Annotated in this window: 24 protein-coding genes, 1 tRNA gene and 1 riboswitch; of the genes, 17 read left to right on the top strand and 8 right to left on the bottom strand. The window is 62.7% G+C overall.

Going from position 1 to position 21907, the window contains the following annotated elements; translation table 11 throughout:
* The 4 genes from pstA to phoB form a co-directional block, all read left to right on the top strand.
* Window positions 1–1077 (top strand): phosphate ABC transporter permease PstA (gene pstA, locus CMI59_RS09095; RefSeq protein ID WP_293327494.1); only part of this gene is annotated, 1077 nt, incomplete at its 5' end.
* Between the two features lie 59 nt (window positions 1078–1136).
* Window positions 1137–1886 (top strand): phosphate ABC transporter ATP-binding protein PstB, encoded by a 750-nt coding sequence (gene pstB, locus CMI59_RS09090; protein WP_293327500.1) that lies wholly within the window; start codon window positions 1137–1139, stop codon window positions 1884–1886.
* Between the two features lie 45 nt (window positions 1887–1931).
* Complete coding sequence (gene phoU / locus CMI59_RS09085; RefSeq protein WP_293327491.1) at window positions 1932–2651, top strand: phosphate signaling complex protein PhoU; 720 nt, start codon at window positions 1932–1934, stop codon at window positions 2649–2651.
* 74 nt (window positions 2652–2725) lie between these two features.
* Window positions 2726–3421 (top strand): phosphate regulon transcriptional regulator PhoB, encoded by a 696-nt coding sequence (gene phoB, locus CMI59_RS09080; protein WP_293327488.1) that lies wholly within the window; start codon window positions 2726–2728, stop codon window positions 3419–3421.
* A gap of 118 nt (window positions 3422–3539) precedes the next feature.
* Here phoB and CMI59_RS09075 read toward each other — a convergent pair whose 3' ends face one another.
* Window positions 3540–4064 (bottom strand): GcrA family cell cycle regulator, encoded by a 525-nt coding sequence (locus CMI59_RS09075; RefSeq protein ID WP_293327485.1) that lies wholly within the window; start codon window positions 4062–4064, stop codon window positions 3540–3542.
* Between the two features lie 451 nt (window positions 4065–4515).
* Between CMI59_RS09075 and CMI59_RS09070 the strand changes: the two genes are divergently transcribed.
* The 4 genes from CMI59_RS09070 (at window position 4516) to CMI59_RS09055 (ending at window position 8777) form a co-directional block, all read left to right on the top strand.
* Window positions 4516–5340 carry an ABC transporter permease gene (locus CMI59_RS09070; protein WP_293327482.1) on the top strand — a complete coding sequence of 275 codons (825 nt, stop codon included), beginning with the start codon at window positions 4516–4518 and terminating at the stop codon, window positions 5338–5340.
* 242 nt (window positions 5341–5582) lie between these two features.
* Window positions 5583–6785, top strand: a complete 1203-nt coding sequence (locus CMI59_RS09065; RefSeq protein WP_293327480.1) for an aspartate aminotransferase family protein — start codon at window positions 5583–5585, stop codon at window positions 6783–6785.
* Window positions 6782–7708: an ornithine carbamoyltransferase gene (gene argF / locus CMI59_RS09060; RefSeq protein ID WP_293327478.1), complete on the top strand. Its 927-nt coding sequence runs from the start codon at window positions 6782–6784 to the stop codon at window positions 7706–7708. Before CMI59_RS09065 ends, argF begins: the two co-directional genes overlap by 4 nt.
* Before the next feature lie 58 nt (window positions 7709–7766).
* On the top strand, window positions 7767–8777 hold the full coding sequence (locus CMI59_RS09055) for an Hsp33 family molecular chaperone (protein WP_293327475.1): 1011 nt from the start codon (window positions 7767–7769) through the stop codon (window positions 8775–8777).
* Window positions 8778–8780: 3 nt separating this feature from the next.
* On the opposite strand, the gene argE is transcribed toward CMI59_RS09055, so the two are convergent.
* The 3 genes from argE to CMI59_RS09040 form a co-directional block, all read right to left on the bottom strand.
* Window positions 8781–9947 carry an acetylornithine deacetylase gene (argE, locus tag CMI59_RS09050; RefSeq protein ID WP_293327473.1) on the bottom strand — a complete coding sequence of 389 codons (1167 nt, stop codon included), beginning with the start codon at window positions 9945–9947 and terminating at the stop codon, window positions 8781–8783.
* A 43-nt stretch (window positions 9948–9990) separates the two neighbouring features.
* Window positions 9991–10383, bottom strand: coding sequence for a Co2+/Mg2+ efflux protein ApaG (gene apaG, locus CMI59_RS09045; protein ID WP_293327470.1), 393 nt, complete (start codon window positions 10381–10383; stop codon window positions 9991–9993).
* A gap of 178 nt (window positions 10384–10561) precedes the next feature.
* Entirely contained in the window at window positions 10562–11758 is a 1197-nt protein-coding gene (locus CMI59_RS09040; RefSeq protein WP_293327467.1) for an O-succinylhomoserine sulfhydrylase, read from the bottom strand.
* 41 nt (window positions 11759–11799) lie between these two features.
* A riboswitch (SAM riboswitch) is annotated at window positions 11800–11879 on the bottom strand.
* Between the two features lie 148 nt (window positions 11880–12027).
* Here CMI59_RS09040 and CMI59_RS09035 point away from each other — a divergent pair.
* From CMI59_RS09035 to CMI59_RS09020, 4 genes are all read left to right on the top strand, one after another.
* Entirely contained in the window at window positions 12028–13188 is a 1161-nt protein-coding gene (locus CMI59_RS09035; protein WP_293327464.1) for a 2'-deoxycytidine 5'-triphosphate deaminase, read from the top strand.
* Between the two features lie 3 nt (window positions 13189–13191).
* Window positions 13192–13566: a CidA/LrgA family protein gene (locus tag CMI59_RS09030; RefSeq protein WP_293327461.1), complete on the top strand. Its 375-nt coding sequence runs from the start codon at window positions 13192–13194 to the stop codon at window positions 13564–13566.
* Window positions 13563–14285, top strand: a complete 723-nt coding sequence (locus CMI59_RS09025) for an LrgB family protein (RefSeq protein WP_293327459.1) — start codon at window positions 13563–13565, stop codon at window positions 14283–14285. Before CMI59_RS09030 ends, CMI59_RS09025 begins: the two co-directional genes overlap by 4 nt.
* Before the next feature lie 144 nt (window positions 14286–14429).
* Window positions 14430–15101, top strand: coding sequence for an HD domain-containing phosphohydrolase (locus tag CMI59_RS09020; protein ID WP_293327456.1), 672 nt, complete (start codon window positions 14430–14432; stop codon window positions 15099–15101).
* Between the two features lie 144 nt (window positions 15102–15245).
* Here CMI59_RS09020 and CMI59_RS09015 read toward each other — a convergent pair whose 3' ends face one another.
* Both CMI59_RS09015 and CMI59_RS09010 read right to left on the bottom strand, forming a co-directional pair.
* Window positions 15246–15665: a hypothetical protein gene (locus tag CMI59_RS09015; RefSeq protein WP_293327454.1), complete on the bottom strand. Its 420-nt coding sequence runs from the start codon at window positions 15663–15665 to the stop codon at window positions 15246–15248.
* A gap of 164 nt (window positions 15666–15829) precedes the next feature.
* Window positions 15830–16780, bottom strand: coding sequence for a radical SAM protein (locus tag CMI59_RS09010; protein ID WP_293327451.1), 951 nt, complete (start codon window positions 16778–16780; stop codon window positions 15830–15832).
* Window positions 16781–16869: 89 nt separating this feature from the next.
* Between CMI59_RS09010 and CMI59_RS09005 the strand changes: the two genes are divergently transcribed.
* Together CMI59_RS09005 and CMI59_RS09000 are read left to right on the top strand one after the other, a co-directional pair.
* On the top strand, window positions 16870–17889 hold the full coding sequence (locus tag CMI59_RS09005; protein ID WP_293327449.1) for a DUF2804 domain-containing protein: 1020 nt from the start codon (window positions 16870–16872) through the stop codon (window positions 17887–17889).
* Between the two features lie 70 nt (window positions 17890–17959).
* Window positions 17960–18033, top strand: a tRNA-Gly gene (locus CMI59_RS09000).
* Between the two features lie 58 nt (window positions 18034–18091).
* Here CMI59_RS09000 and CMI59_RS08995 read toward each other — a convergent pair.
* Window positions 18092–18838 carry a GntR family transcriptional regulator gene (locus tag CMI59_RS08995; RefSeq protein ID WP_293327446.1) on the bottom strand — a complete coding sequence of 249 codons (747 nt, stop codon included), beginning with the start codon at window positions 18836–18838 and terminating at the stop codon, window positions 18092–18094.
* A gap of 245 nt (window positions 18839–19083) precedes the next feature.
* Here CMI59_RS08995 and CMI59_RS08990 point away from each other — a divergent pair, with 245 nt between their 5' ends.
* Together CMI59_RS08990 and CMI59_RS08985 are read left to right on the top strand one after the other, a co-directional pair.
* Complete coding sequence (locus CMI59_RS08990) at window positions 19084–20250, top strand: UxaA family hydrolase (RefSeq protein ID WP_293327444.1); 1167 nt, start codon at window positions 19084–19086, stop codon at window positions 20248–20250.
* Entirely contained in the window at window positions 20250–20546 is a 297-nt protein-coding gene (locus CMI59_RS08985) for a UxaA family hydrolase (protein ID WP_293327442.1), read from the top strand. Before CMI59_RS08990 ends, CMI59_RS08985 begins: the two co-directional genes overlap by 1 nt.
* 42 nt (window positions 20547–20588) lie before the next feature.
* On the opposite strand, the gene CMI59_RS08980 is transcribed toward CMI59_RS08985, so the two are convergent.
* A complete protein-coding gene (locus tag CMI59_RS08980) occupies window positions 20589–20786 on the bottom strand; it encodes a hypothetical protein (protein ID WP_293327439.1) in 198 nt (65 codons plus the stop codon).
* On the opposite strand from CMI59_RS08980, the gene CMI59_RS08975 reads away from it, so the two are divergent.
* The gene (locus tag CMI59_RS08975; protein WP_293327436.1) at window positions 20785–21879 is read left to right on the top strand and encodes a serine hydrolase; all 1095 of its coding nucleotides are present in this window, start codon (window positions 20785–20787) and stop codon (window positions 21877–21879) included. The genes CMI59_RS08980 and CMI59_RS08975 overlap by 2 nt on opposite strands.
* Window positions 21880–21907: the final 28 nt, after the last annotated feature.

Genomic DNA, 21907 nt, shown 5'->3' with positions numbered 1-21907 from the left:
GACAAATCCGGCAAGCGCGATCGCATGACGCTGCTGACCGCCAACTACCGCAAGCTCGCGCGCGAGGCGCTGCTCGCCGAGCTTGGCGTCGATCCCGCCAACCGGCCGATGCGCCGCAAGGCGGAGGCGCTGTTGTCGCGCGGGGCGGCGATCCAGCTCCGCAACATCGTGATGGACGATCCCTCCGTCATCGGCACCACGCGGAAGGTCTGGCTTCTGGCCAGCGGCAATGCGGATGCGCTGATGAAGGGCGCCATCGACCGCGACGTGCCGGAGAGCCGGCGTCAGCTCGACAACCAGCAGGTGGCCTGGCTCGATGAGCTGAAGCAGAAAGACATACTCTCCCTGACCTTCAACACCGGTCTGTTCACCTATGGCGCCTCCTCCCAGCCGGAAACGGCGGGTATCGGGGTGGCGGCCATCGGCTCCTTCTTCATGATGCTGATCGTGGTCCTGCTGGCGGTGCCGCTCGGGGTCGCGGCCGCGCTCTATCTGGAAGAGTTCGCGCCGCAGAACCGCTGGACGGATCTGATCGAGGTGAACATCAACAACCTCGCCGCCGTCCCCTCCATCGTGTTCGGTCTTCTGGGGCTTGCCGTCTTCATCAATTTCGCCGGCTTGCCGCGCTCGTCCTCCTTGGTGGGCGGTCTGGTGCTGACGCTGATGACGCTCCCGACCGTGATCATCGCCACGCGCGCGGCGATCCGCGCCGTCCCGCCCTCCATCCGTGAGGCGGCGCTGGGGATCGGTGCGTCCAAGATGCAGACCGTAACCCATCACGTCTTGCCGCTCGCATTGCCCGGTATTCTCACCGGCACGATCATCGGGCTGGTGCAGGCGCTGGGCGAAACGGCACCGCTTCTGATGATCGGCCTCGTTGCTTTCGTCGTCGATTATCCCGCGACCCCTATGGATCCCGCCACGGCGCTGCCGGTGCAGATCTATATGTGGGCGACCGCCGCCGAGCGCGGTTTCGTTGAGCGCACGGCAGGCGCGACGATCATCCTGCTGGGCTTCCTCATCCTCATGAATTCCACCGCTGTCATCATGCGCAGAAAGTTCGAACGAAAATGGTAGAAATTTCCGCACCCGTTTCGTCGGCCCCCAAGGGTGCAAATCAGGCCGACACCAGCAAGATGAGCGCGCGTGACGTTTGCGTCTACTACGGCGAGAAGCAGGCTCTTTTCGGGGTGAACCTGGAGATCCCAACCAACGAGATCATGGCGCTTATCGGCCCGTCCGGCTGCGGCAAGTCCACCTTCCTGCGTTGCCTGAACCGGATGAACGACGTCATCCCGATTGCGCGCATCACCGGCGATATCGAACTCGACGGGGAAGACATCTACGCCCCCGATCTCGACGTGGTCGAACTCAGGGCGCGTGTCGGTATGGTGTTCCAGAAGCCGAACCCCTTCCCGAAGTCGATCTTCGATAACATCGCCTATGGACCGCGCATCCATGGCTTCTCCTCCAACAACAAGGCCGACATGGAAGAGCTGGTGGCGACCAGCCTTCAGAAGGCCGGCCTCTGGGAAGAAGTGAAGGATCGCCTGGACCAGCCGGGCACGGGTCTTTCCGGCGGTCAGCAGCAGCGTCTGTGCATCGCGCGCGCCATTGCCGTGAAGCCGGAAGTCATCCTGATGGACGAGCCCTGCTCGGCGCTCGATCCGATCGCGACGGCGAAAATCGAAGAGCTGATGGACGAACTCCGGTCGGACTACACGATCGTGATCGTGACGCACTCCATGCAGCAGGCGGCACGCGTGTCGCAGCGAACCGCGTTCTTCCACCTTGGTGTGCTGGTGGAAGAGGGGGATACCGACAAGATCTTCACAAATCCGGACGACGAGCGCACGCAGAACTACATCACCGGCCGTTTCGGTTAATTTCGACGCCGGTCACTCGGTGAGGGGCCAAAAGGAGGATCAGGCGTGACGACAGAACATACAGTGAAGTCCTTCCAGGAGGAGCTCGAGAAGCTCAGCACCGGGATCGCCCAGATGGGCGGGCTGACCGAAGCTCAGCTATCGGCAGCTCTTGAGGCCGTTCAGCGGCGCGATAATCAGCTGGCCGAGCGCACCGTGCGCGAGGACGTGCGGATCGACGATCTCGAAACGCAGATCGAAACTCAGGCTGTGCGTGTGATCGCGCTCCGCCAGCCCATGGCGGCCGATCTTCGCGAGGCCATTGCCTCGATCAAGATTTCGAACGATCTGGAACGCATCGGCGATCTGGCGAAGAACATCGCCAAACGCGCCATCGTGATCGGTTCCGATTTCAATATCGAGAACCGTCTCATCCAGAGCATCGGGCGCATGGGCCGGCTGGCTCAGGGGCAGCTCAAGACGGTGCTGGATTCCTATTCCAGCCGCGATGCGCAGGCTGCCATGGATGTCTGGATGCAGGACGAAGAGATCGACGAGATGTACAACTCGATCTTCCGTGAACTGCTGACCTACATGATGGAAGACCCCCGCACGATCGGCGTCTCCACCCATCTGCTCTTCATTGCCAAGAACCTGGAACGGATCGGCGACCACACGACCAATGTCGCCGAGACGGTCCGCTACCTCATCACCGGCGAACGTGTCGTGGATGACCGCCCGAAGGGCGATACGACGAGCATGACCTCGATAGAATCGGATGATTGAAGGAGGCCACAAGGGAAATGCAGATGTTGACCACGGCGGATGAGCTACGGTCTCACGCGTCCTTTGAACGAAGAATGAAACCAACCGTATTGATTGTGGAAGACGAGGAGGCTCTATCGACCCTCCTCCAGTACAATCTGGACAAGGAAGGCTACCGGATTCTCTCCGCGTCGGATGGCGAGGAAGCGGCGATGATGGTTCGGGAAACGACCCCCGATCTCGTCCTTCTCGACTGGATGCTGCCGGGACTGTCCGGTATCGAGCTTTGCCGCAGGCTTCGCGGACGGCCCGAAACCCGCAACCTGCCGATCATCATGATCACGGCGCGTGGTGAGGAATCGGACCGTATCCGCGGCCTCGACACGGGCGCCGACGATTATGTGACCAAGCCTTTTTCCATGACCGAGCTTCTGGCGCGGATCAGGGCGGTCATGCGGCGTATCCGGCCCGCGCTGACCGAGGACCTCGTGACCTTTGGCGACATCGTGATCGACCGGGCGGCCCATCGTGTGCGGCGCGGCGAGCGGGAGGTTCATCTGGGACCCACCGAATACCGCCTGCTCGATCATCTGATCCAGCATCCCGGGCGCGTCTTCAGCCGCGAACAATTGCTCGATGCGGTCTGGGGCTCCGATGTCTATGTCGAAGCCCGTACCGTGGATGTGCATGTGGGCCGTTTGCGCAAGGCGCTCAACGACAGGGGCGAGCGCGATCCGATCCGCACCGTCCGCTCCGCGGGCTATGCGCTGGACGAGCAGTTCCGGGCCTGAACGCTTTCGAGCCCGAGCGCTTTATGCCGAAAAGAAAAAAGCCGGTGTCTCTCGACACCGGCTTTTGTTTGCGCCCCGTCCCCCGGGGCCTAGACGGGAAGGCTCCCCTCCGAAGGGGTCAGCCCGTAAGCCGTTCCGTCCGCGCACGTTCGCGATTGCGGCGGCTCTGCGCCGGCTGGTAGGCCTTCCGCGCATGTTCGGGGCAATAGGGCATGCCGTCTTCGGCGGCGCGGCCGCAGAAATGGAAGCCGGCCTTGCCCGGCTCGCCGATCGGCCATTTGCAGGTCCGTTCGGTCAGCGTCAGCACCGTGGCGCGTTCCGAAAGCGGCAGGTCGGGCAGCTCGCTTGCGCTCGAGGCCCGGCTTTCCTTCGGCAGATTGTCCTCGCTCCGGCTCTGAAGCTCTTCTTTCTGCTCACGCGGGGTGGCCGGCTCGGGCCGGGCCCGGACCAGCGTGCGCGGCGCCGCGGGGCGGCTCGTGCGCGCCGGGCGGCTCGGTGTGGCACGGCCGGAAAGACCGAGCCGGTGCACCTTGCCGATCACCGCATTTCGCGTCACGCCGCCAAGCTGCTTGGCAACCTGACTGGCGCTGAGGCCTTCCGACCACAGCTTTTTCAGGAGTTCTACGCGTTCCTCAGTCCACATCTCGGTTCCTTCCCCCTTATTGGCCCGGAAGACCCTGCGATCCGGCAGGACCCGGCCTCGGCCCGGCCAATGCCCGCAAATTACGCCCGTCAGGCACACCAGATTTCGTATGTGTTCATGAAAAATATACTAGATGGGGGTAGTTGTTAGCAAGGAGACATGCGCCTTCGATTCGGCTTATCCACAGAAAAGGGTGGGGGCGCCGCGTTTCTCTCCCTATATATGCCCCTTGCGCGGCCAGAATGGCCCTGTCCGGGACGGATATCCCCTTGAAGGGCGGGTTTATGCCGTTGCTGCCCATCCGCGACGGTCCTTTGGCGAGGGCCTGTGACAATTTTTCGGGGCGCGATTGTCACGGGGGCGGCGGTCCCCTATTGCTTGCCCGTAAATCAAGCGTGTGCCGGGCGCCTGTCGCCGGCGGCACCGACAAAACGTCAAGGGAGCCTTGCCCATGAGTGTTTCGACAGATCGCAAGTCAATGCAGCCCATGGTCGGTGCGCGTCGGTTCGGCTCGGTGAACTGGCTCGGCGTGTGGACGCTCTACATGAAGGAAGTGCGCCGCTTCATGAAGGTCATCACCCAGACGGTGGCGGCGCCCGTGGTGACCACGCTTCTTTACCTTGCGATCTTCGCGCTTGCCATCGGCAAGTTCCGGCCGGATGTGCATGGCGTGCCCTTTATCGAGTTTCTGGCGCCGGGTCTCATCATCATGACGATGATCCAGAACTCCTTCGCCAATACCTCCTCCTCGATCCTGATCTCGAAAGTGCAGGGCAATATCGTCGATATCCTCATGCCGCCCCTTTCGCCGGGCGAGCTGAATGTGGGGATTGCGACGGCGGGCGTCACGCGCGGCGTGGTCTGCGGCCTGGCGACGGCGCTGGGCATGTGGCCCTTCATCCATCTGGAGATCGATCATCTCTGGGCCGTGGTCTTCTTTGCCGTGGGGGCTTCGCTCATGCTGTCGCTGCTCGGCATGATGGGCGGCATCTGGTCGGAGAAGTTCGATCATCTTCAGGCCGTGACCAACTTCCTGATCCTGCCGGCGACCTTCCTCTCGGGCACCTTCTATTCGGTGACGCAGCTTCCGGATTTCGCCTATCACATCACCCAGTACAACCCGATCTTCTATCTGATCGACGGCTTCCGCTATGGCATGACGGGCCATGCCGACGGCTCCATCGAGATCGGCGTGGCGGTCGTGTTGGCGGTCAATGCGATCCTCTGGGCGGTTTGCCACATGATGCTGAAGCGCGGCTACCGGCTGAAGGCCTGACCGGCCGGTCAGGGGGAGGCGGAAGACACGCTAACCGCCCGCATGACTTCACTTTTTTGCGTTGGGAGAGGCCGTCTGCGATTGACAGCGAGGCGGCCTCTCCCTAATACTTCGAGGCTTCTCGCAACGCCGCCGGATTTGGGCGGCTTTTTCTATTGGGGCCTGTCTATGGAAAATGACAGGCGCAGCCGGACGGTCTATCGACACAAGCGGCCGGTGCGATCCCCCGCAGGAGCGCAGTCGTGATCACGCCAGTTCTGCCGACCTATGCACGGGCCGACCTCGAATTCGAGAAGGGCGAGGGCTCATATCTCCTCACCGCCTTGGGCGAGCGATATCTCGACTTCGGCGCCGGGATCGCCGTCAACGTGCTCGGTCATGCAAACCCCGGTCTCGTCGCCGCGCTGAACGAGCAGGCGCAGAAGGTCTGGCACACCTCCAACATCTATCGCATTCCCGGACAGGAGCGGCTGGCGCAGCGCCTGGTCGAGGCGACCTTCGCCGATACGGTCTTCTTCACCAATTCGGGCGCAGAGGCGCTGGAATGCGCGATCAAGATGGCGCGCAAATATCACGCGGTGAACGGCCATCCGGAGCGCTACGAACTCATCACCATGGAAGGGGCCTTCCATGGGCGGACGCTGGCGACTATCGCCGCGGGCGGCCAGAAGAAATATCTGGAAGGCTTCGGCCCGGCGATGCCTGGTTTCCCGCAAGTGCCTTTCGATGATCTGAATGCGCTCAAGGAGGCGATCGGCCCCGCGACCGCGGGCATTCTCATCGAACCCATTCAGGGCGAGGGCGGTATCCGTCCCTTGCCCTATGGCGATCTCCGGCAGATCCGCGAAATCTGCGACGAGGCGGGCATCCTGCTCGTGCTCGACGAGGTGCAGACCGGCATCGGCCGCACGGGCAAGCTCTTCGCGCATGAACTGGCCGGCATCACGCCCGACATCATGGCGATTGCCAAGGCGCTGGGCGGCGGCTTTCCGGTGGGCGCCTGCCTTGCGACGGAAGAAGCGGCCAAGGGCATGACGGCGGGCACGCATGGCTCGACCTTCGGCGGCAATCCGCTTGCCATGGCGGTCGCCAATGCAGTGCTGGATCAGGTGCTGGCCGACGGGTTCATCGAGCATGTGAACGAACTCGGCCGCACGCTGCGCCAGAAGCTCGCGCGGCTTGCCGACGAGCATCCCGACATCATCGAGGGCGTGCGCGGCGAAGGCCTGATGCTCGGCATCAAATGCAAGGTGCCGAACACCGATCTGGTGGCCGCCGCGCGCAGCGAACATCTGCTGGTGGTGGGCGCGGGCGACAATACGATCCGCCTGCTGCCGCCGCTCAATATCGGAGACCAAGAGGTGGAAGAAGCCATCGACAAGCTGTCGAATGCCTGCACCGCGCTGGACGGACACGCGGGCGGGAAGCGGGAGGGCGCAGCATGAGCCGGCATTTCCTCGATCTGCATGAAGTCGCGCCGGGCGAATTGCGCGCCATCCTCGACGACGCCCATGCACGCAAGGCCGCGCGCAAAGGCAAGGGCCAGGCCGAGCCCGATGACGACATGCCGCTCAACGGCAAGCTGCTCGCCATGATCTTCGAGAAGCCTTCGACGCGAACCCGCGTCTCCTTCGATGTGGCGATGCGCCAGCTTGGCGGTCAGACGCTTCTGATGAACGGGCAGGAAACCCAGCTTGGCCGCGGCGAAACCGTTGCCGACACGGCGCGCGTTCTGTCGCGCTTCGTCGATGCGGTCATGATCCGCACCACCGACCATGCCTCGCTGCTGGACCTCGCCGAAAATGCGAGCGTCCCCGTCATCAACGGTCTCACCGACAAGTCCCATCCCTGCCAGCTCATGGCGGATGTGATGACCTTCGAGGAACACAAGGGCGCTATCGCCGGCCGAAAGGTCGCCTGGGTGGGCGACGGCAACAATGTCGCCGTCTCCTGGATCCATGCCGCCGGTCAGCTCGGCTTCGAACTGCGCCTGGCCTGCCCGCCGGAACTGAGCCCGGATGCCGATGTCATGGACTGGGCGAAGAAGACCGGCGCGAAAGTGACGCTCGGCACCGATCCGGGCGCGGCGGTGGACGGCGTCGATTGCGTGGTGGCCGACACCTGGGTCTCCATGGGCGACGATGTTGAAACCAAGACCCGCCGTCACAATCTATTGGCTCCGTTCCAGGTGAACGAGACGCTGATGGGCAAGGCGGCCCCGGACGCCATTTTCATGCATTGCCTGCCCGCGCATCGCGGCGAGGAAATGACCGCCGACGTGATCGACGGTCCCGCCTCGGTGGTCTGGGACGAGGCGGAAAACCGGCTGCACGCCCAAAAGGGTGTGCTCGCCTGGTGCTTCGGGTAACAGCCCGAACGGCCAGGCGGTGGTGTGAGACAACACGCCCGACTGACAGGAAGTAGAGATGAGTGACGCAAGCCAGAACAGGGGCGGCGGCGATGGCCGCCGCTTCGACATGCCGGGCGACGACATCGTGCAGCCCTTCCAGATCGAGGATCTGGGCATAAGGGGCCGCCTCGTGCGTCTCGGGCCGCTGGTCGACGAAGTCCTGAAACGCCACGATTACCCCGAGCCGGTCTCCCGCCTCTTGGGCGAAGCGCTGGCGCTGACGGTGATGCTTGGCTCCGCCCTCAAATTCGAGGGCCGCTTCATCCTGCAGACGCAGAGCAAGGGCCCCATCTCCATGCTGGTCGCCGACTATGAAAGTCACGGCGACGGCACCGGCAAGGTGCGCGGCTATGCGCATATGGACAGCGATGCCGTGAACGAAGCCATCGCGGCGGGCAACGCGTCATCCGCCGAGCTGATGGGAGAAGGGCATATGGCCCTCACCATCGATCAGGGCGGCGACATGGACCGCTATCAGGGCATCGTCGCGCTCGACCCGGAAGGGCTCACCCATTCGGCGCATGAATATTTCGAGAGTTCCGAACAGGTGGCGACCCGCATCCGCATCGCCGCCGGGCCGCTTTATAGCCGCGATGCGGAAGGCCGTAGCGAGAAGCATTGGCGCGCCGGCGCGATCATGATCCAGCATGTCGCGCGCGAGGGCGGTCTCACCGGCTATCGCGAGGGAGACGACGACAGTCCCTATACGGAGGAAGAGGAAAGCTGGAACCGCGCCTCCATCCTGCTCGACACGGTGGAGGACCACGAGCTCCTCGACCCCGCGCTGGAGCCGCAACGTCTGCTGTTCCGCCTTTTCCATGAGGATGGCGTCCGCGCCTTCCAGACATCCGGTGTGGAATTCGGGTGTCGCTGCTCGCGCGAGCGCATGAGTTCGGTCCTGCGCTCATTCGGCGCGGAGGAAATCGACAGCATGGTGTTGGACGACGTCATCACCACCAAATGCGAGTTCTGCAGCTCGGTCTATGTCTTCACCGCCGACGAGCTGAAGGAAGGGCTGGAGGAGTAGCTCTCAGCCCCCCACATGCTCCGCGAGCCGCATCATGAAGCGCTCGCATTCGGCGATCTGAGAAAGCTCGATGAACTCGTCCGGCTTGTGGGCCTGCGCAATGTCGCCGGGCCCGCAAACCAGCGTCGGCACATCCGCCATCTGGAAAAGCCCGGCCTCGGTCGCATAGGAGACGGCTTCCGTCTCGTTGCATTGCGCGAGCTTCAGGATCAGCGTTTCCGCCGCCGACCCGGTTTCCGGCACGAGGCCCGGCGCTTTGGCGCGTTCGCGCGTTTCGATGCGGGCCTGCGGATAGACCTCACGCATGCGCGGCAGCAATTCTTCTTCGGCAAAGGCGGTGAAGCGGTTGATGATCTCGTCGGGATCGTCGTCGGGCAGCGCGCGGTATTCCCAGCCGAATTCGCATTGGCGCGGAATGATGTTCACGGCCGTACCGCCTTTCAGCACCCCCACATTGATGGTGGTGTAGGGCGGCGCGAAGCGGCAGCCCGCCGGTGCGCGCTCGCGCATTTCCTGCGCGAGCCTGTCCAGAAACGCGATCAGCTCCACCGCATAGGAGATCGCGGAGACGCCTTTGTGCGTTTGGCTGGAATGGGATTCGAGACCCGTCACGGTCGTGAAATAGGACTGGATGGATTTATGCGCATTGACGACCTTCATCATCGAAGGCTCGCCGACAATGGCGACCGCCGGGCGCGGAAGGGTGCGCACGATGCCGTCGATCATCGGCCTGACGCCGAGGCAGCCGATTTCCTCGTCATAGGAAAAGGCGAGATGCACGGGGATGGTCGGTCCGCGCTTCAGAAACTCCGGCACCATGACGAGCGCAATGGCGATGAAGCTTTTCATGTCGCTGGTGCCGCGCCCGAAAAGCATCCCGTCCTTTTCGACCACGCGGAAGGGATCGCCCGACCAGTCCTGCCCGTCCACCGGCACGACATCGGTATGGCCCGACAGCACGATGCCGCCCGGCTTCGACGCCTCGCCGATAGTTGCAAAGAGATTGGCCTTGGAGCCGTCCTCGTTCACTACGCGCTGCGAGGCGACGCCGTGACTGGCCAGATAGTCCTCGATAAAGGAAATCAGCTCGAGATTGGAATTCCGGCTGGTCGTGTCGAAGGAGATGAGCCGGTCGATCATCTCCCGGGTTGAAAGCCGTATCGGCGCCATCGCGTCCCCCTGGGTGAGGGCGCATCCTAGCGCGGCTTGGCGATCAGTTCATCAGTGCCTTGGTGTGGGGGCAATCGAGCGAGAAGGCGGGAATGTTCACCTCGAAGGTTTCGCCGCCGCCGGTTTCCATCTGGTACTTGCCGAACATGATGCCCGAAGGCGCACCGAGCGGGGTCCCGCTGGTATATTCGAAGCGCTCGCCGGGATGGAGCACGGGCTGCTCGCCGACCACGCCGTCGCCGCGCACTTCATGCACCCGGCCGCCCGCATCGGCGATCTGCCAGTAGCGCGAGCGCAGCTGCACCGTCTCGCCGCCTTCATTTTCGATGACAACGCGATAGGCCCAGACGAAATAATCGTCATCGGGCTCCGACTGGTCTTCCAGATAGGTCGGTTCTACGCAGACTTTGATGGATCTTGTCTTCTCGCTGTACATCGGCTGTCCTGCTCTCCGGTACGCCCGGCGTGAGGTCTTCATTCTGAATGCCCCGCGGCACTGGATATGACCCGGCCATGTTCTTGGCAAGAGGTGTCCCAGCGAGTTCCGCAAGGCAGACTTAGCAGGAGAGGGGCTAAATTCCCCTTAATGTTCACCTGTCCGGAGTGGATCAATCTCAGATGCGCGCAAGTGCCGCATCGAAATCGGCGATGAGATCGTCGGCCTCCTCGAGCCCGACGGAGAGCCGGACGAGCCCTTCCCGGATACCCAGCTCCTCTCGCGCCTCCGGCGAAAGCCGCTGATGGGTCGTCGTCGCCGGGTGTGTGATGAGGCTCTTGGCATCGCCCAGGTTGTTGGAAATCTTGACGATTTCCAGCGCATTGGCCGCCTTGAAGGCGCCGGCCTTGCCCCCCTTCACCTCGAAGGCGACGATGTTGCCGCCCATCTCCATCTGGCTCATGGCGAGATTGTGCTGAGGGTGGGATTCGAGGCCCGGGTAAAATACACGTTCCACTTTTTCATGGCCGTCGAGGAAGCGCGCAACGGCCTCTGCATTTCTTGCATGCTGACGCACACGAAGGTCCAGCGTCTCGAGGCTTTTGAGCATGACCCAGGCATTGAAGGGGCTGATGGCGGGGCCGGTCTGGCGCAGGAAATTCGCCAGATGCTCGTCGATGAAGTCCTGGTCCGACAGCACCACCCCGCCGAGGCAGCGGCCCTGGCCGTCGATATGCTTGGTCGCGGAATAGACGACGACATCCGCGCCCAGCTCCATCGGCTTCTGGAGAACCGGCGTCGCAAACACATTGTCGACGATCAGGCGCGCCCCATTGGCATGGGCAAGCTCGGCCACCGCCGCGATGTCGATCACTTCCAGCGTCGGGTTGGAGGGCGATTCCAGAAAGAGCACCTTGGTCTCGGGGCGGATGGCCGCGCGCCATTCGTCCATGTTGCGCCCGTCCACGAAACTGGAGGTCACGCCGAAGCGCGGCAGCAGCGTCTCCACGATGTAACGGCAGGAGCCGAAAAGCGCGCGCGAAGACAGTACATGGTCGCCCGCCTGCAGATGACAGAGCATGGAGGCGGTCACGGCAGCCATGCCGCTTGCCGTCGCCCGGGCATCCGCCGCGCCCTCAAGCGCCGCGATGCGCTCCTCGAACATGCGCACGGTGGGGTTCGCAAAGCGGCTATAGACGTAGCCCGGCTCTTCGTTCTTGAAGCGGGCCTCCGCCGATTCCATCGTCTCGTACACATAGCCCGACGTCAGGAACATCGCCTCGCTCGTCTCTCCGAACTGGCTGCGCATGGTGCCCCCATGGACGGCGGCGGTGCGGGCGCTCCATTTGGCGGAGGAGGGGGTCTTTTCGGTCATTGGCGTGTCCCCAAAACAAAAAACCCCGACCGGGAAGGACGGGGTTTCACAACCCGACCTTTTTAGCGGGTTGTTTTACGTGGCCGCAAGCCGGTCGGCTCAAATCACCACGGGCCCGACCGGCCCTGAGCCGCCCGAACGCGGCGCATTAAAAGCCGGGCAGGGCGTCCAGTCAAGACGCAGCCGGGCAGAAGTCCGGCCCGGCCTGTTTCGGGACCGCAATCGCGGGGCTTCCGCCAAAAGCCCGGCCACCTTATAAGGGCAGGACCATGACGACACCCGCAGACGACCTTTTTCCCCATATTGAAGATCCGGAGCCCCGCAGGGTCGGCCCCGGCCAGACCCATGCGACCGGTATCCTGCCCGCCCATGCGATCCAGTCGCTGATCCGGGAAAAGGAAATCTGGGGCAGCCCCGAGATCGAGCCGGCGCAGATCCAGCCCGCGAGCCTCGATTTGAGGCTCGGGACCACGGCCTATCGCCTGCGGGCGAGCTTCCTGCCCGGCCCCCATCGCGGTGTCATGGAATGCGTCGAAGAGCTGACCCTTCACAAGATCGACCTGACGGAAGGCGCCGTGCTGGAAACCGGCTGCGTCTATCTCGTCCCGCTGGTGGAAGCGCTGGCGTTGTCGGAGCGCACCTCGGCTGCCGCGAACCCGAAAAGCTCGACGGGCCGTCTCGATGTCTTCACCCGCGTCATCACCGATTTCTGCGCCGAGTTCGATCAGGTGGAGCCCGGCTACAAGGGCCATCTCTATCTGGAGATTTCGCCGCGCACCTTTCCGATCCTGGTGCGGCCCGGCTCGCGCCTGTCGCAGATCCGCTTTCGGCGCGGCACGCCGACCCATTCCGACGCGGAACTGAAGCGGCTGCACGAGCAGGTAAAGCTCGTGGAGGGCGAGGCGGATATCGATGGCGGCCTCGCGCTCACCGTGAACCTGAAAACCGACCGGGAAGACGGCCTTGTCGGCTATCGCGCCAAGCGCCATACCGGTGTGATCGATGTCGACCAGCCGGACGCCTATGAGGTTCTCGATTTCTGGGAGCCGCTCTATATCCGCGACAACAGGGGCCTCATTCTGGACCCGGATGAATTCTACATCCTCGCCTCGCGCGAGGCCGTGCATGTGCCGCCCACCCATGCCGCCGAAATGGTGCCCTACAACCCGCTGGTGGGCGAGTTCCGCGTGCACTATGCGGGCTTCTTCGATCCCGGCTTCGGCGCGCGTGAAGCCGGCGGCGTCGGCAGCCGGGCCGTTCTGGAAGTGCGCAGCCACGACGTGCCCTTCATTCTGGAGCATCGCCAGATTATCGGCCGCCTCGTCTATGAGCGCCTGACCGACCGCCCGGGCAAACTCTATGGCGGCGATATTGGCTCCAACTATCAGCGCCAGGGGCTGAAGCTCTCCAAGCATTTCAAGGCGCGCTGAACCATGCGTGGGCTCCCCGGCCTCGCGCTCGCCTTTGCGCTGCTGGTTGTCTGCAACGAGGTGGGCAACTGGCTGTCCGATACGCTGGCGCTTCCCGTGCCCGGCACGGTTATCGGCATCTTGATCCTGTTGGCCGGGCTGCTCGCGACGGGCCATGTGCCCGACCCGTTGCGCCGCATGACCGCCTTCCTGCTTTCCCACCTCAACCTTTTCTACGTGCCCGCCGGTGTTGGCCTGATGGGCTATATCGCGCTCCTGCGCCGCGATCTCCTGCCGATTGCCGTGGCGCTTGTCGTCTCCACCCTGCTTGCCATGGCGGTCGGCGCGCTCGTTTTCCGCTGGGCGGCGAAAGGCGATGACGGAGAGGGGATGGAATGAGTGACATCGGTATCGACCTTGTCCCGCTTGATGAGATCGGCGCCATGGCCTTCTGGCTCGCGCTCATCGTCGGCATCTATCTTCTGGCCCGGCGCTTCCAGCAAAAGGTGAACGGCCATCCGCTGGCCAACACCGTGCTGCTGACAGCGCTGCCCGTCATGTTCCTGCTGGCGGTCGATAAACAGGCCATGCTGCAATATGAGCCAGCGGGCGCGCTTCTCCTCTGGCTGCTCGGTCCCGCCACGGTGGGCATCGCGGTGCCGCTCTACACGAATTTCCATCATGTGCGCCGCTCGCTGAAACCCATGGTGCTGGCGCTTGTGGCGGGTTCCACCACGGCGGTGGTGTCGGCTGTCGGCATCGGCTGGGCCCTCGGCGCGGAGGCGGAAACCATCCGCTCGCTGGCGCCCAAATCCGTCACCACGCCGATTGCGATGGGGATTGCCGACAAGATCGGGGGGCTGGCCCCGCTCACCGCCGCCTTCGTCATCGTGACGGGCATCATCGGCGCCATATCGGGTGCGATGCTCTTCAACGCGCTGGGCGTGAAGGACGAGCGCGCAAGGGGGTTTGCGATGGGCACGGCCGCGCATGGCATCGGCACGGCGCGCGCCTTTCAGGAACATGAGGTTGCGGGCACCTTTTCCGGCGTCGCCATGGCGCTGAACGGTATCGCCACGGCGATCGTCCTGCCTCTCATATGGCTCATTGCCGCCTGATCGTATGTCATTGCGGAAACGCGTTGGGCGAAGTGGCAGCCTGTCATCCATGCCTTTCGGACACGCTGCGTTAGAGACTTCTTAATCGGCCCCGACAAAAGATGGCGCCGCCGCATTTGAGAGGGCGGCGCTTGAGAGGTCGAGATGGAACCTCATAAGTCTTTGGATGATAGGTCCGGCGGAGATGCCCTGGCAGAGCTGAGGCATGCCCTTTATCGCGCCGATTGCGCGCATCCCGGTCTGGATTTGTATGGCCACTCAACCCGCGTGGCGATGCTGACGACAGGGTTAGGGCTTGCGATGGGGCTGCCCGCGCAAGAGGCGAGCCTGATCGGCGATGCCGCCTATTTCCACGACGTCGGGAAGTTGTTCATTCCGGTTTCCACACTCTGCAAGCCGGGCTCTCTTACGCTTGATGAGCGCAGCCTGATCGAGGCTCATTGCTATCTTGGGGGGCAGGCACTCGCGAAGGAAGCGGGGCCGTTCGCGCAAATGGCGCGCAACGTCGCGCTCCTTCATCATGAACGATATGATGGGAGAGGCTATCCGGCTCGGCTGAGCGGGAAGAATATCCCGCTTGAGGCGCGTATCGTAGCCGTGGCGGATGTCTATGACGCGCTGCGTTCCGTTCGTTCCTATAAGGCACAGCGCAGCCACGAAGATACCATCAGTCAACTGATGAAAGAGTGTCGGGGAGATCCGGGAGGCTTCGATCCATTGGTGATGGAAGCGTTTCTCGATACACAGGCCGATATTTGCGCTGTCTGGGACAGCTCGATGCTTTCCAATCTTGCTATGATGATGAAGGCTCGCTGAGGGGCGACAGGGTGTGCATCGTGATATGAAGGCCGGCGCGGCCTTCCATGTCGTCGCCGCCATCGCGGTCCGATCTGCCTTTACCTGAAAGAAAACGGGCGCCGCCCCATGAGGCCGCGCCCGCCTGTAATCCTGCGACCGCCATCAAAGATGGTCGGGATTTCCGTCATAGACTTTGAACTTGAGATCGGTCACGCCAACCGCATTGTAGCGGGTCAGCATGCCATCCTTGCCGATATTGTAGTCGAAGCATCCGCTGGAACGGCCGGAGCCCAGCGTGACGCAGAACTTCCCGTCCTTCACCTCCCACGAGCCGCCATAACGCGACCAGCTGCCGCTCATCCGGCAGGGGCGTTCGCGGCCGCGGATCGTGCCGTCGGGATCGTAATATTCCTGGAAGTCGTTCCGGTCGGCTGCGCATTCGCGATACTGGCCTTCGATCGTGTTGCCGACGATCTCCTTGGCGACCTGCTTACCAGTCATGAACACGTCGGCCGAGGCAGCGCCTGCCCACATGGCGAATGCGCTCGTGGCGGCAACCAGAGTGACTGCGATCTTCTTCATGGACGATCCTCCTCGTCTGGGGGGGTTATTGGAAATCTTGTCCCCGAGAAGAAAAGAATATCGCAAGGAGCGGATCAATAAGGAGGAACCCGTATACTTGTGAAAGAGGCCGAGGAAAATAAATAGATAAAATTTGATTTAAATCATTGCGCTTTGGCGCCGGCTCACGCAGTGCAGCTCCCGCCGCCCAGCACGCAGAATTTGGCGCAATGACGGTGGTTGAGCTTCACGGGGTGAAGCGCATCCGAGAGCCGCGGCCCGAAATCGAATTGAGGATCGTCGGGAAGCAGGGTGCAGGCGACGACACTCGGTTCCGCAGCACCTTTCCGTTTCACCACCATGCGGCTCGTCGCGCACATCACCTGCGCCGGGTCGACATGCAGGATGTTCCAGCAGGCAGTGGTGATCTCCGGCACATCGGCCTCGTCGTCCATCTCCGGAAAGAGGATGAGCGAAGCCGGGTCGAACGCATCGACGGGCAGCTCCAGCTGGCGGAAGAGCGAGGCAAAGCCCGCGCGCATGACACTTTCTTCCTCGCCCCACGCTGTTCGGCCCGCGACGGTGAGCGGAAAACTGTGGGCGGCAAGCCAGCGCAGGCCCGCAATGCTGCGCGCATAGCTGCCGGCGCCGCGTTCCCGGTCATGGGGCTCTTCCAGATAGTGGTCGATGCTGATCCGCAGCTTCAGGCGATTGCCGAAGCGGGCGCGGAGGTCGAGAAGCGCGGTTTTTACCGCTGGGCGCATCATGGGCTGCATGGCATTGGTGAGGATCAGCACCTCATGCCCGCGCGCGAGCGCGTCCTCCGCCATGGCGCACATATCCGGGTTCATGAAGGGCTCGCCCCCGGTAAAGGCGATTTCCGTCGTGCCGAGCTTCAATGCCTCGATCTCGTCGAGATAGCGCGCCGCCTCGTCGCGCGTGATGTAGGAAAGCCGGTCCTCGGTCGGGCTGGAATGAATGTAGCAATGCGCGCATTCGATATTGCAGAGCGTGCCCGTGTTGATCCACAGCGTCTCCAGCCGTCGGAAACCGACCGAGGCGCGGCGCTCCTCCTTGGCCGTCACATCCGGATGGGAAAATTTCTCGCGGGGCAGATTGTCGGGTTTCACAGTCATGCCTCAGAAACTAGCGCGGTCAGGCGCAACGGCAATTCACAAATCTGCGAGGCAGGCTATGCTCTTCGGCCGGAACGCAGGGGGATTCGATGCAGCATGAAATGACGAATGGCGATTTGCTCGACGCAAAGGGGCACCTCGTCGAACGGGGCTGGGCGAGGTCGGAGGTGCGAAGCTATCGCCGCTCGGCCATTCGCGCGCCCTGGTTCCGCATCAAGGAGTGGGACTATTACTGCGTGCTGGCGGGCGATTACGGCATTGCCATGGTGGTGGCCGACAATGGCTATATGGGCCTTCTCGGCACCACCTGGTTCGATTTCACCGCGCCGAAAGCGACCGAGGAAAGCATCGTCACCGCGCTGCCGCGCGGCAGGATGAAGCTGCCGGAAAGCGCCGACACGGGCGATATCGTCCAGCATCATCCCAAAATCGACATCTCCTTCCGGCATGAGCCCGGCGGACGGCGGCTGACGCTCGACTGTCCGGACTTCGGCAAGGGCGCGGGCCTCAAGGGCGAGATCTTTTTAAGCCAGCCGCCCATGGACCGCATGGTCATCGCGACGCCCTTCCCCGATGCGCCGCGCGCCTTCTATTACAACCAGAAGATCAACTGCATGCCCGCGAGCGGTGGCGTCACGGTCGGCGGCAAGAGCTTTGCCTTCGACCCGGCTTCCGCTGTCGGCGTGCTCGACTGGGGCCGGGGCGTCTGGACCTATGACAACACATGGTATTGGGGCTCGGCCTCGGGCCTCGTCGGCGGAAAGCCCTTCGGTTTCAATATCGGCTATGGCTTCGGCGACACCTCGGCGGCGTCCGAGAACATGGTCTTCGTCGACGGCACGGCGCACAAGCTCGACCAGGTGACCTTCCACATCCCCGAAGGCACGTTCGACGGCGCGCCCTGGAGTTTCAGCAGCAATGACGGTCGCTTCGAAATGCGTTTCGAACCCATCATCGACCGCAGCAGCGCCGTGGATCTCAAGATCCTGCGCTCCATCCAGCATCAGGTCTTCGGCCGTTTCTCCGGCCATGTGGTGCTGGACGATGGCAGCCGGCTGGAGGTGACGGACCTGCTGGGCTTTGCCGAGGAAGTGAAGAACCGCTGGTAGGGCCCTGCCGCTTCTCCCGACGCGATCCCTCTTGCGCGGGGCGGGACGGCTAAGCTACTAAGAAGGCCGCGCGGGTGTAGCTCAATGGTAGAGCAGAAGCTTCCCAAGCTTACGACGAGGGTTCGATTCCCTTCACCCGCTCCAGCCCTTCCTTCCGCCCACACTCGACCGTCGCCCGCCATGGCGGCGATCGGGAAACATGTCACTCCGTGATCGGGGGAGTGAACTCATCCTTTTGCGGATGTTCGCTGGTGGACTTCAGCGCGCGATATTGCTCATAGGTGGTGCGCCGGTTTTCCTCGCCCAGCTTCTGGGCCAGGCTTGCCGCAAGATCGGCATCCCCCATCCGGACGGCCTGACCGAGCATATTGGACAGCGTCAGAAAGCGCTGACGATGCGCCATGTCCTGCTTGGCAAATCTCACATAGAACAGGAATGCCTGACGGTCGATACGCTCTGCGTGCCGGTGCAGAACGGGATTGCCGCAATGTTTGTATATGAAGCGCGCCGCGCTCTGGCTCAGGCGGGCGAATTGTTCCGCCGGCGCGTCTTTGGCGGCCCATAGGTCCTTGCCGAAGGTCGCGTATCGGGCAATCGATTCCTCGCTCAGTTCGCCGTTATGCAGGCGGAGGGTGAATAGCCGGATGGCGGCCGCGAACAGCGCCGTCCGGACTTCGTAGAGATCGGACAGTTCCTTGGGGGTCAGCTCCGGCACGCAAGCGCCGAGATGGGGGCGTATCCGCACCAGATCGTCGCGCGACAGAATTCTCAACGCCTCCCGCACTGGCCCGCGGGACACCCCGAAGCGTTTGGCGAGAGCTTCCTCAATCAGCTTTGTGCCGGGCGGAATTGTACCCGCGCCGATTTCCTGCTCGAGCGCGTCGGCGATTTCCGCGGCGTGCGTGCGGCGACTGTCTTCGCCGGGGGGTGGTTCCTGGGAAGCGGCCATAGAGTTTCTGCCTCTGGCGTCACGAAAACGGGCGATTCACGATTGATTGTTGACAATCATACTCGATCATCTTCTATTGCCCTAGGATAATCGCCAATTTTCCGGTGTTTTGGTATCGTGCTGAGATAAATTGTCAACAATAAGGCTCGGATCGCTTGCGGCTACCCGATCGCGGAAAGGTTGGGGAACCGTGAGGGAGGCAAGGCGGGCATTTGGGTGGTTCGTTGAGCTGTGGAACCGGATTCATGACTGAAGAATATCGTTTCGACGCCTATCGCAGACCCGACGGATCGGTCGGGTTGCGCAATGACTTGCTCATACTTTCTCTGTCCGGGCTCACCACCCCCATCGCCCGGCGTGTCGCGGCGGCCCTTCCTCAGGCCAAGCTGATCACGATCCCCTATACGGGGGGAATTATCGGGGAAGATGCAGTGCTTCGCCGGCGGATGTTGTCCGGTTTCGCAACGCATCCCAATGTCGGTGCGGTCCTTGTGATCAGCTGCAATCCCATCGAGGGAAATTTGTATCACCGCATTGTCGAGGCGTCGGGCCGCCCCGCGGCGAAGCTGGTGCTGGATGATTACGGGCATGACGGTCTTCGGTTGACGGATGCCGCAATGCGGGCCGGGGCCAGGCTTCTGAAGGAGCTGTCCGCCGCGCGCCGTAGCCCTGCCAGCTTGTCGGAGCTATGCATCGGCGTCGAATGCGGGCGTTCCGATACCAGTTCCGGGGTCGCGTCCAATCCGCTCGTGGGCCGTATCGCCGACGCCGTTGTTGCCGGCGGCGGTCGTGTGATGGGCGGCGAGACGATGGAGTGGTTCGGGGCGGAACATCTTCTGGAGAAACGGGCGGCAACGCCCGCCGTCGCCGAACGTCTGAGAGAAGCCGTCGACCGGCGCATGAAACGGGCCGAGGCAGCCGGGATAGATCTGATCGGCAGCAATCCGGGGCCGGCCAACATCGCGATGGGGCTTTCCACGCTTGAGGAGAAGTCGCTGGGCGCCGTCATGAAGACTGGCAGCTCGCCTGTTTGCGGCGTGCTGCAACATGGCGAAGCCCCCGCCGGTCCCGGACTTTGGCTGATGGATCAGCCCTTCTATTCCACGGAATCGCTTTCCGGTTTTGTCGCGGCGGGCGCGCATATGGTGCTGTTCACGACCGGTCCGGGCAACAGCTTCGTCAGTCTGCTGGCGCCGACGGTCAAGCTGTCGGCCAACGCGGTGGCGTGCCGCGAGCTGACCGAGCAGATCGATTTCGACGCCAGTGGAATTCTGACCGGAGAAACGACCTTCGATGACGCCACAAAGGCATTGCTGGAGCAGATGATGGATGTCGCTTCCGGGGCATACACCTTCGGGGAGATCCTGGGAGAAGGCGATGAAACGATCAGCCGAAACGGAGAAACGCTCTGATGGCCGGCGAACCTCGATATGCCGGATTCATGCTGCATACGGATGATGATGTCGCATTGGCCCTTGTCCCGTTGAAGGCAGGTGCCATGGTGCGCATTGTCACGCCGGACGGGGCACGTGAACTGGAAGTGAAAGAAGACATTCCGCTCTACCACAAATTCGCGATGCGGGATCTCGCGGAGGGAATTTCGGTGATCAAGGGAGGAGAGGCCATCGGCGTGACATCGGCGCCGGTCGGTTGCGGGATGCATCTCCACATCCAGAATTTGAAAAGTATGCGCTACGGGGTTTCCTGATACGGGTCGATTGAAGTGTTCCCGTATCGGCAAAACCGAGTGTCACGCCTCGACGAGAAGAAGGTTTGAAGAACCAATGACACGCCCCGCCGACAAGGCTCCGCAGCAAGCAGCGCCGCTCGCGCCCAATCTCGATGCGCCGAGCGATTTGGGAATCATGGTCGGTTTTCCTCCGCCGCCGGAAAAACGCGTCACGCGCGCAAACATGATGGCGCCCGGGCATTTGCGCTGGAGCTTCATGAATCAGTCTCGGCTGTTTCCCACGACGCGCGTTTCCCGAGGAGAAGAGGCAATCACCCCCTTCGGCTATGGACAGCGACTGGATGTCGATAGCCTGCCCATAGCCTTTGAGGGAAACGACACCCTTCCGATGCAGGATTTTTATAGGCGGTCGGCCGTCGATGCGCTCTTGGTTGTGCATCGGGGCGAGGTCGTTTTCGAGCGCTATTTCGGAGATATGACGGCATCGACGCTGCACGCATTGTTTTCCTGCACAAAGGGATTTGTCGGCCTGCTGGTCGAATGGCTCATCCAGGAGGGCGAGATCGACCGTGGCGCCGCCGCGGGGACCTATGTGCCGGAGCTTCAGGGAACGGCGCTGGGCGAGGCGACGGTGCAGCAGTTGCAGGATATGCAGGCTCACTTCGACTTCAGCGCCTTTCCGCCGCGCGTGCCGGGGCAGGTGCAGGTGGGGTACCTCGCCGCGCTTGGATTCATCGATGGCGGTCCGGATTATGCGGGGCCGAAAGGCGTCTATGAAACGCTGGCGACAAATACTGCAACGGTGCCCCATGGTGGCGCCTTTCGCTATGACAATGGCAGCACCGACATGCTTGGCTGGATCTTGCGGCGTGTCACCGGCAAGAGCCTCGACCAACTCATCGGCGATCGTCTCTGGTCGAAACTGGGCGCGGAGCACGATGCCTCGTTTTTCGTGGATCTGGGCGGCACCGAATGGGCCGCCGGCGGACTTTCCGCGACGGCCCGCGACCTGGCGCGGTTCGGCGAAATGCTTCGCTGCAACGGCATGTTCAACGGCACTCGAATCGTACCAGACAGCGTCATCGCGGAAATCGGGAAAGCCGGAGATCGCGATGTGTTCGAGGGGGATCCCATGTCCTATCCGGGGGGCTCCTATCACAATCAGTGGTGGTTCTTTCACGACGAGTTCGATTCATTCGCCGCTCGGGGCCAGTTCGGTCAACGCCTATGGATCGCGCCGACGGCCGAAACCGTGATCGTGCAGTTTTCCACTGATCCGGACCCGACCGGCAGCGAAGAGCCCTTGCGCCTGGCGGCCTGGCAGACGATTGCACGGGCCTTGGCGAGCTGAGTGTCGGACGCGGAATCCTGAGCGAATG

It is taken from the genome of Parvibaculum sp., assembly GCF_002684405.1.
Classification (GTDB): Bacteria; Pseudomonadota; Alphaproteobacteria; order Parvibaculales; family Parvibaculaceae; genus Parvibaculum.
Note: the sequence above shows the minus strand (reverse complement) of the source record. Positions and strands in the feature narration are given on the sequence as shown.

Coding starts and splice junctions, on each gene's coding strand:
- pstB (WP_293327500.1), top strand. CDS start 1,137: ATGAGCGCGCGTGACGTTTGCGTCTACTACGGCGAGAAGCAGGCTCTT.
- CMI59_RS09055 (WP_293327475.1), top strand. CDS start 7,767: ATGAGTGACGCAAGCCAGAACAGGGGCGGCGGCGATGGCCGCCGCTTC.
- CMI59_RS09030 (WP_293327461.1), top strand. CDS start 13,192: ATGCGTGGGCTCCCCGGCCTCGCGCTCGCCTTTGCGCTGCTGGTTGTC.
- CMI59_RS08980 (WP_293327439.1), bottom strand. CDS start 20,786: ATGAAGCTCCAGCGCAAATGCCCGGGCGCCATCATGTTTGCGCGCGTG.
- CMI59_RS09015 (WP_293327454.1), bottom strand. CDS start 15,665: ATGAAGAAGATCGCAGTCACTCTGGTTGCCGCCACGAGCGCATTCGCC.
- CMI59_RS08990 (WP_293327444.1), top strand. CDS start 19,084: ATGACTGAAGAATATCGTTTCGACGCCTATCGCAGACCCGACGGATCG.
- CMI59_RS09035 (WP_293327464.1), top strand. CDS start 12,028: ATGACGACACCCGCAGACGACCTTTTTCCCCATATTGAAGATCCGGAG.
- argF (WP_293327478.1), top strand. CDS start 6,782: ATGAGCCGGCATTTCCTCGATCTGCATGAAGTCGCGCCGGGCGAATTG.
- CMI59_RS09005 (WP_293327449.1), top strand. CDS start 16,870: ATGCAGCATGAAATGACGAATGGCGATTTGCTCGACGCAAAGGGGCAC.
- CMI59_RS09025 (WP_293327459.1), top strand. CDS start 13,563: ATGAGTGACATCGGTATCGACCTTGTCCCGCTTGATGAGATCGGCGCC.
- CMI59_RS09010 (WP_293327451.1), bottom strand. CDS start 16,780: ATGACTGTGAAACCCGACAATCTGCCCCGCGAGAAATTTTCCCATCCG.
- CMI59_RS08985 (WP_293327442.1), top strand. CDS start 20,250: ATGGCCGGCGAACCTCGATATGCCGGATTCATGCTGCATACGGATGAT.
- CMI59_RS08995 (WP_293327446.1), bottom strand. CDS start 18,838: ATGGCCGCTTCCCAGGAACCACCCCCCGGCGAAGACAGTCGCCGCACG.
- argE (WP_293327473.1), bottom strand. CDS start 9,947: ATGGCGCCGATACGGCTTTCAACCCGGGAGATGATCGACCGGCTCATC.
- phoB (WP_293327488.1), top strand. CDS start 2,726: ATGAAACCAACCGTATTGATTGTGGAAGACGAGGAGGCTCTATCGACC.
- CMI59_RS09070 (WP_293327482.1), top strand. CDS start 4,516: ATGAGTGTTTCGACAGATCGCAAGTCAATGCAGCCCATGGTCGGTGCG.
- apaG (WP_293327470.1), bottom strand. CDS start 10,383: ATGTACAGCGAGAAGACAAGATCCATCAAAGTCTGCGTAGAACCGACC.
- CMI59_RS09040 (WP_293327467.1), bottom strand. CDS start 11,758: ATGACCGAAAAGACCCCCTCCTCCGCCAAATGGAGCGCCCGCACCGCC.
- CMI59_RS09075 (WP_293327485.1), bottom strand. CDS start 4,064: ATGTGGACTGAGGAACGCGTAGAACTCCTGAAAAAGCTGTGGTCGGAA.
- CMI59_RS08975 (WP_293327436.1), top strand. CDS start 20,785: ATGAATCAGTCTCGGCTGTTTCCCACGACGCGCGTTTCCCGAGGAGAA.
- CMI59_RS09020 (WP_293327456.1), top strand. CDS start 14,430: ATGGAACCTCATAAGTCTTTGGATGATAGGTCCGGCGGAGATGCCCTG.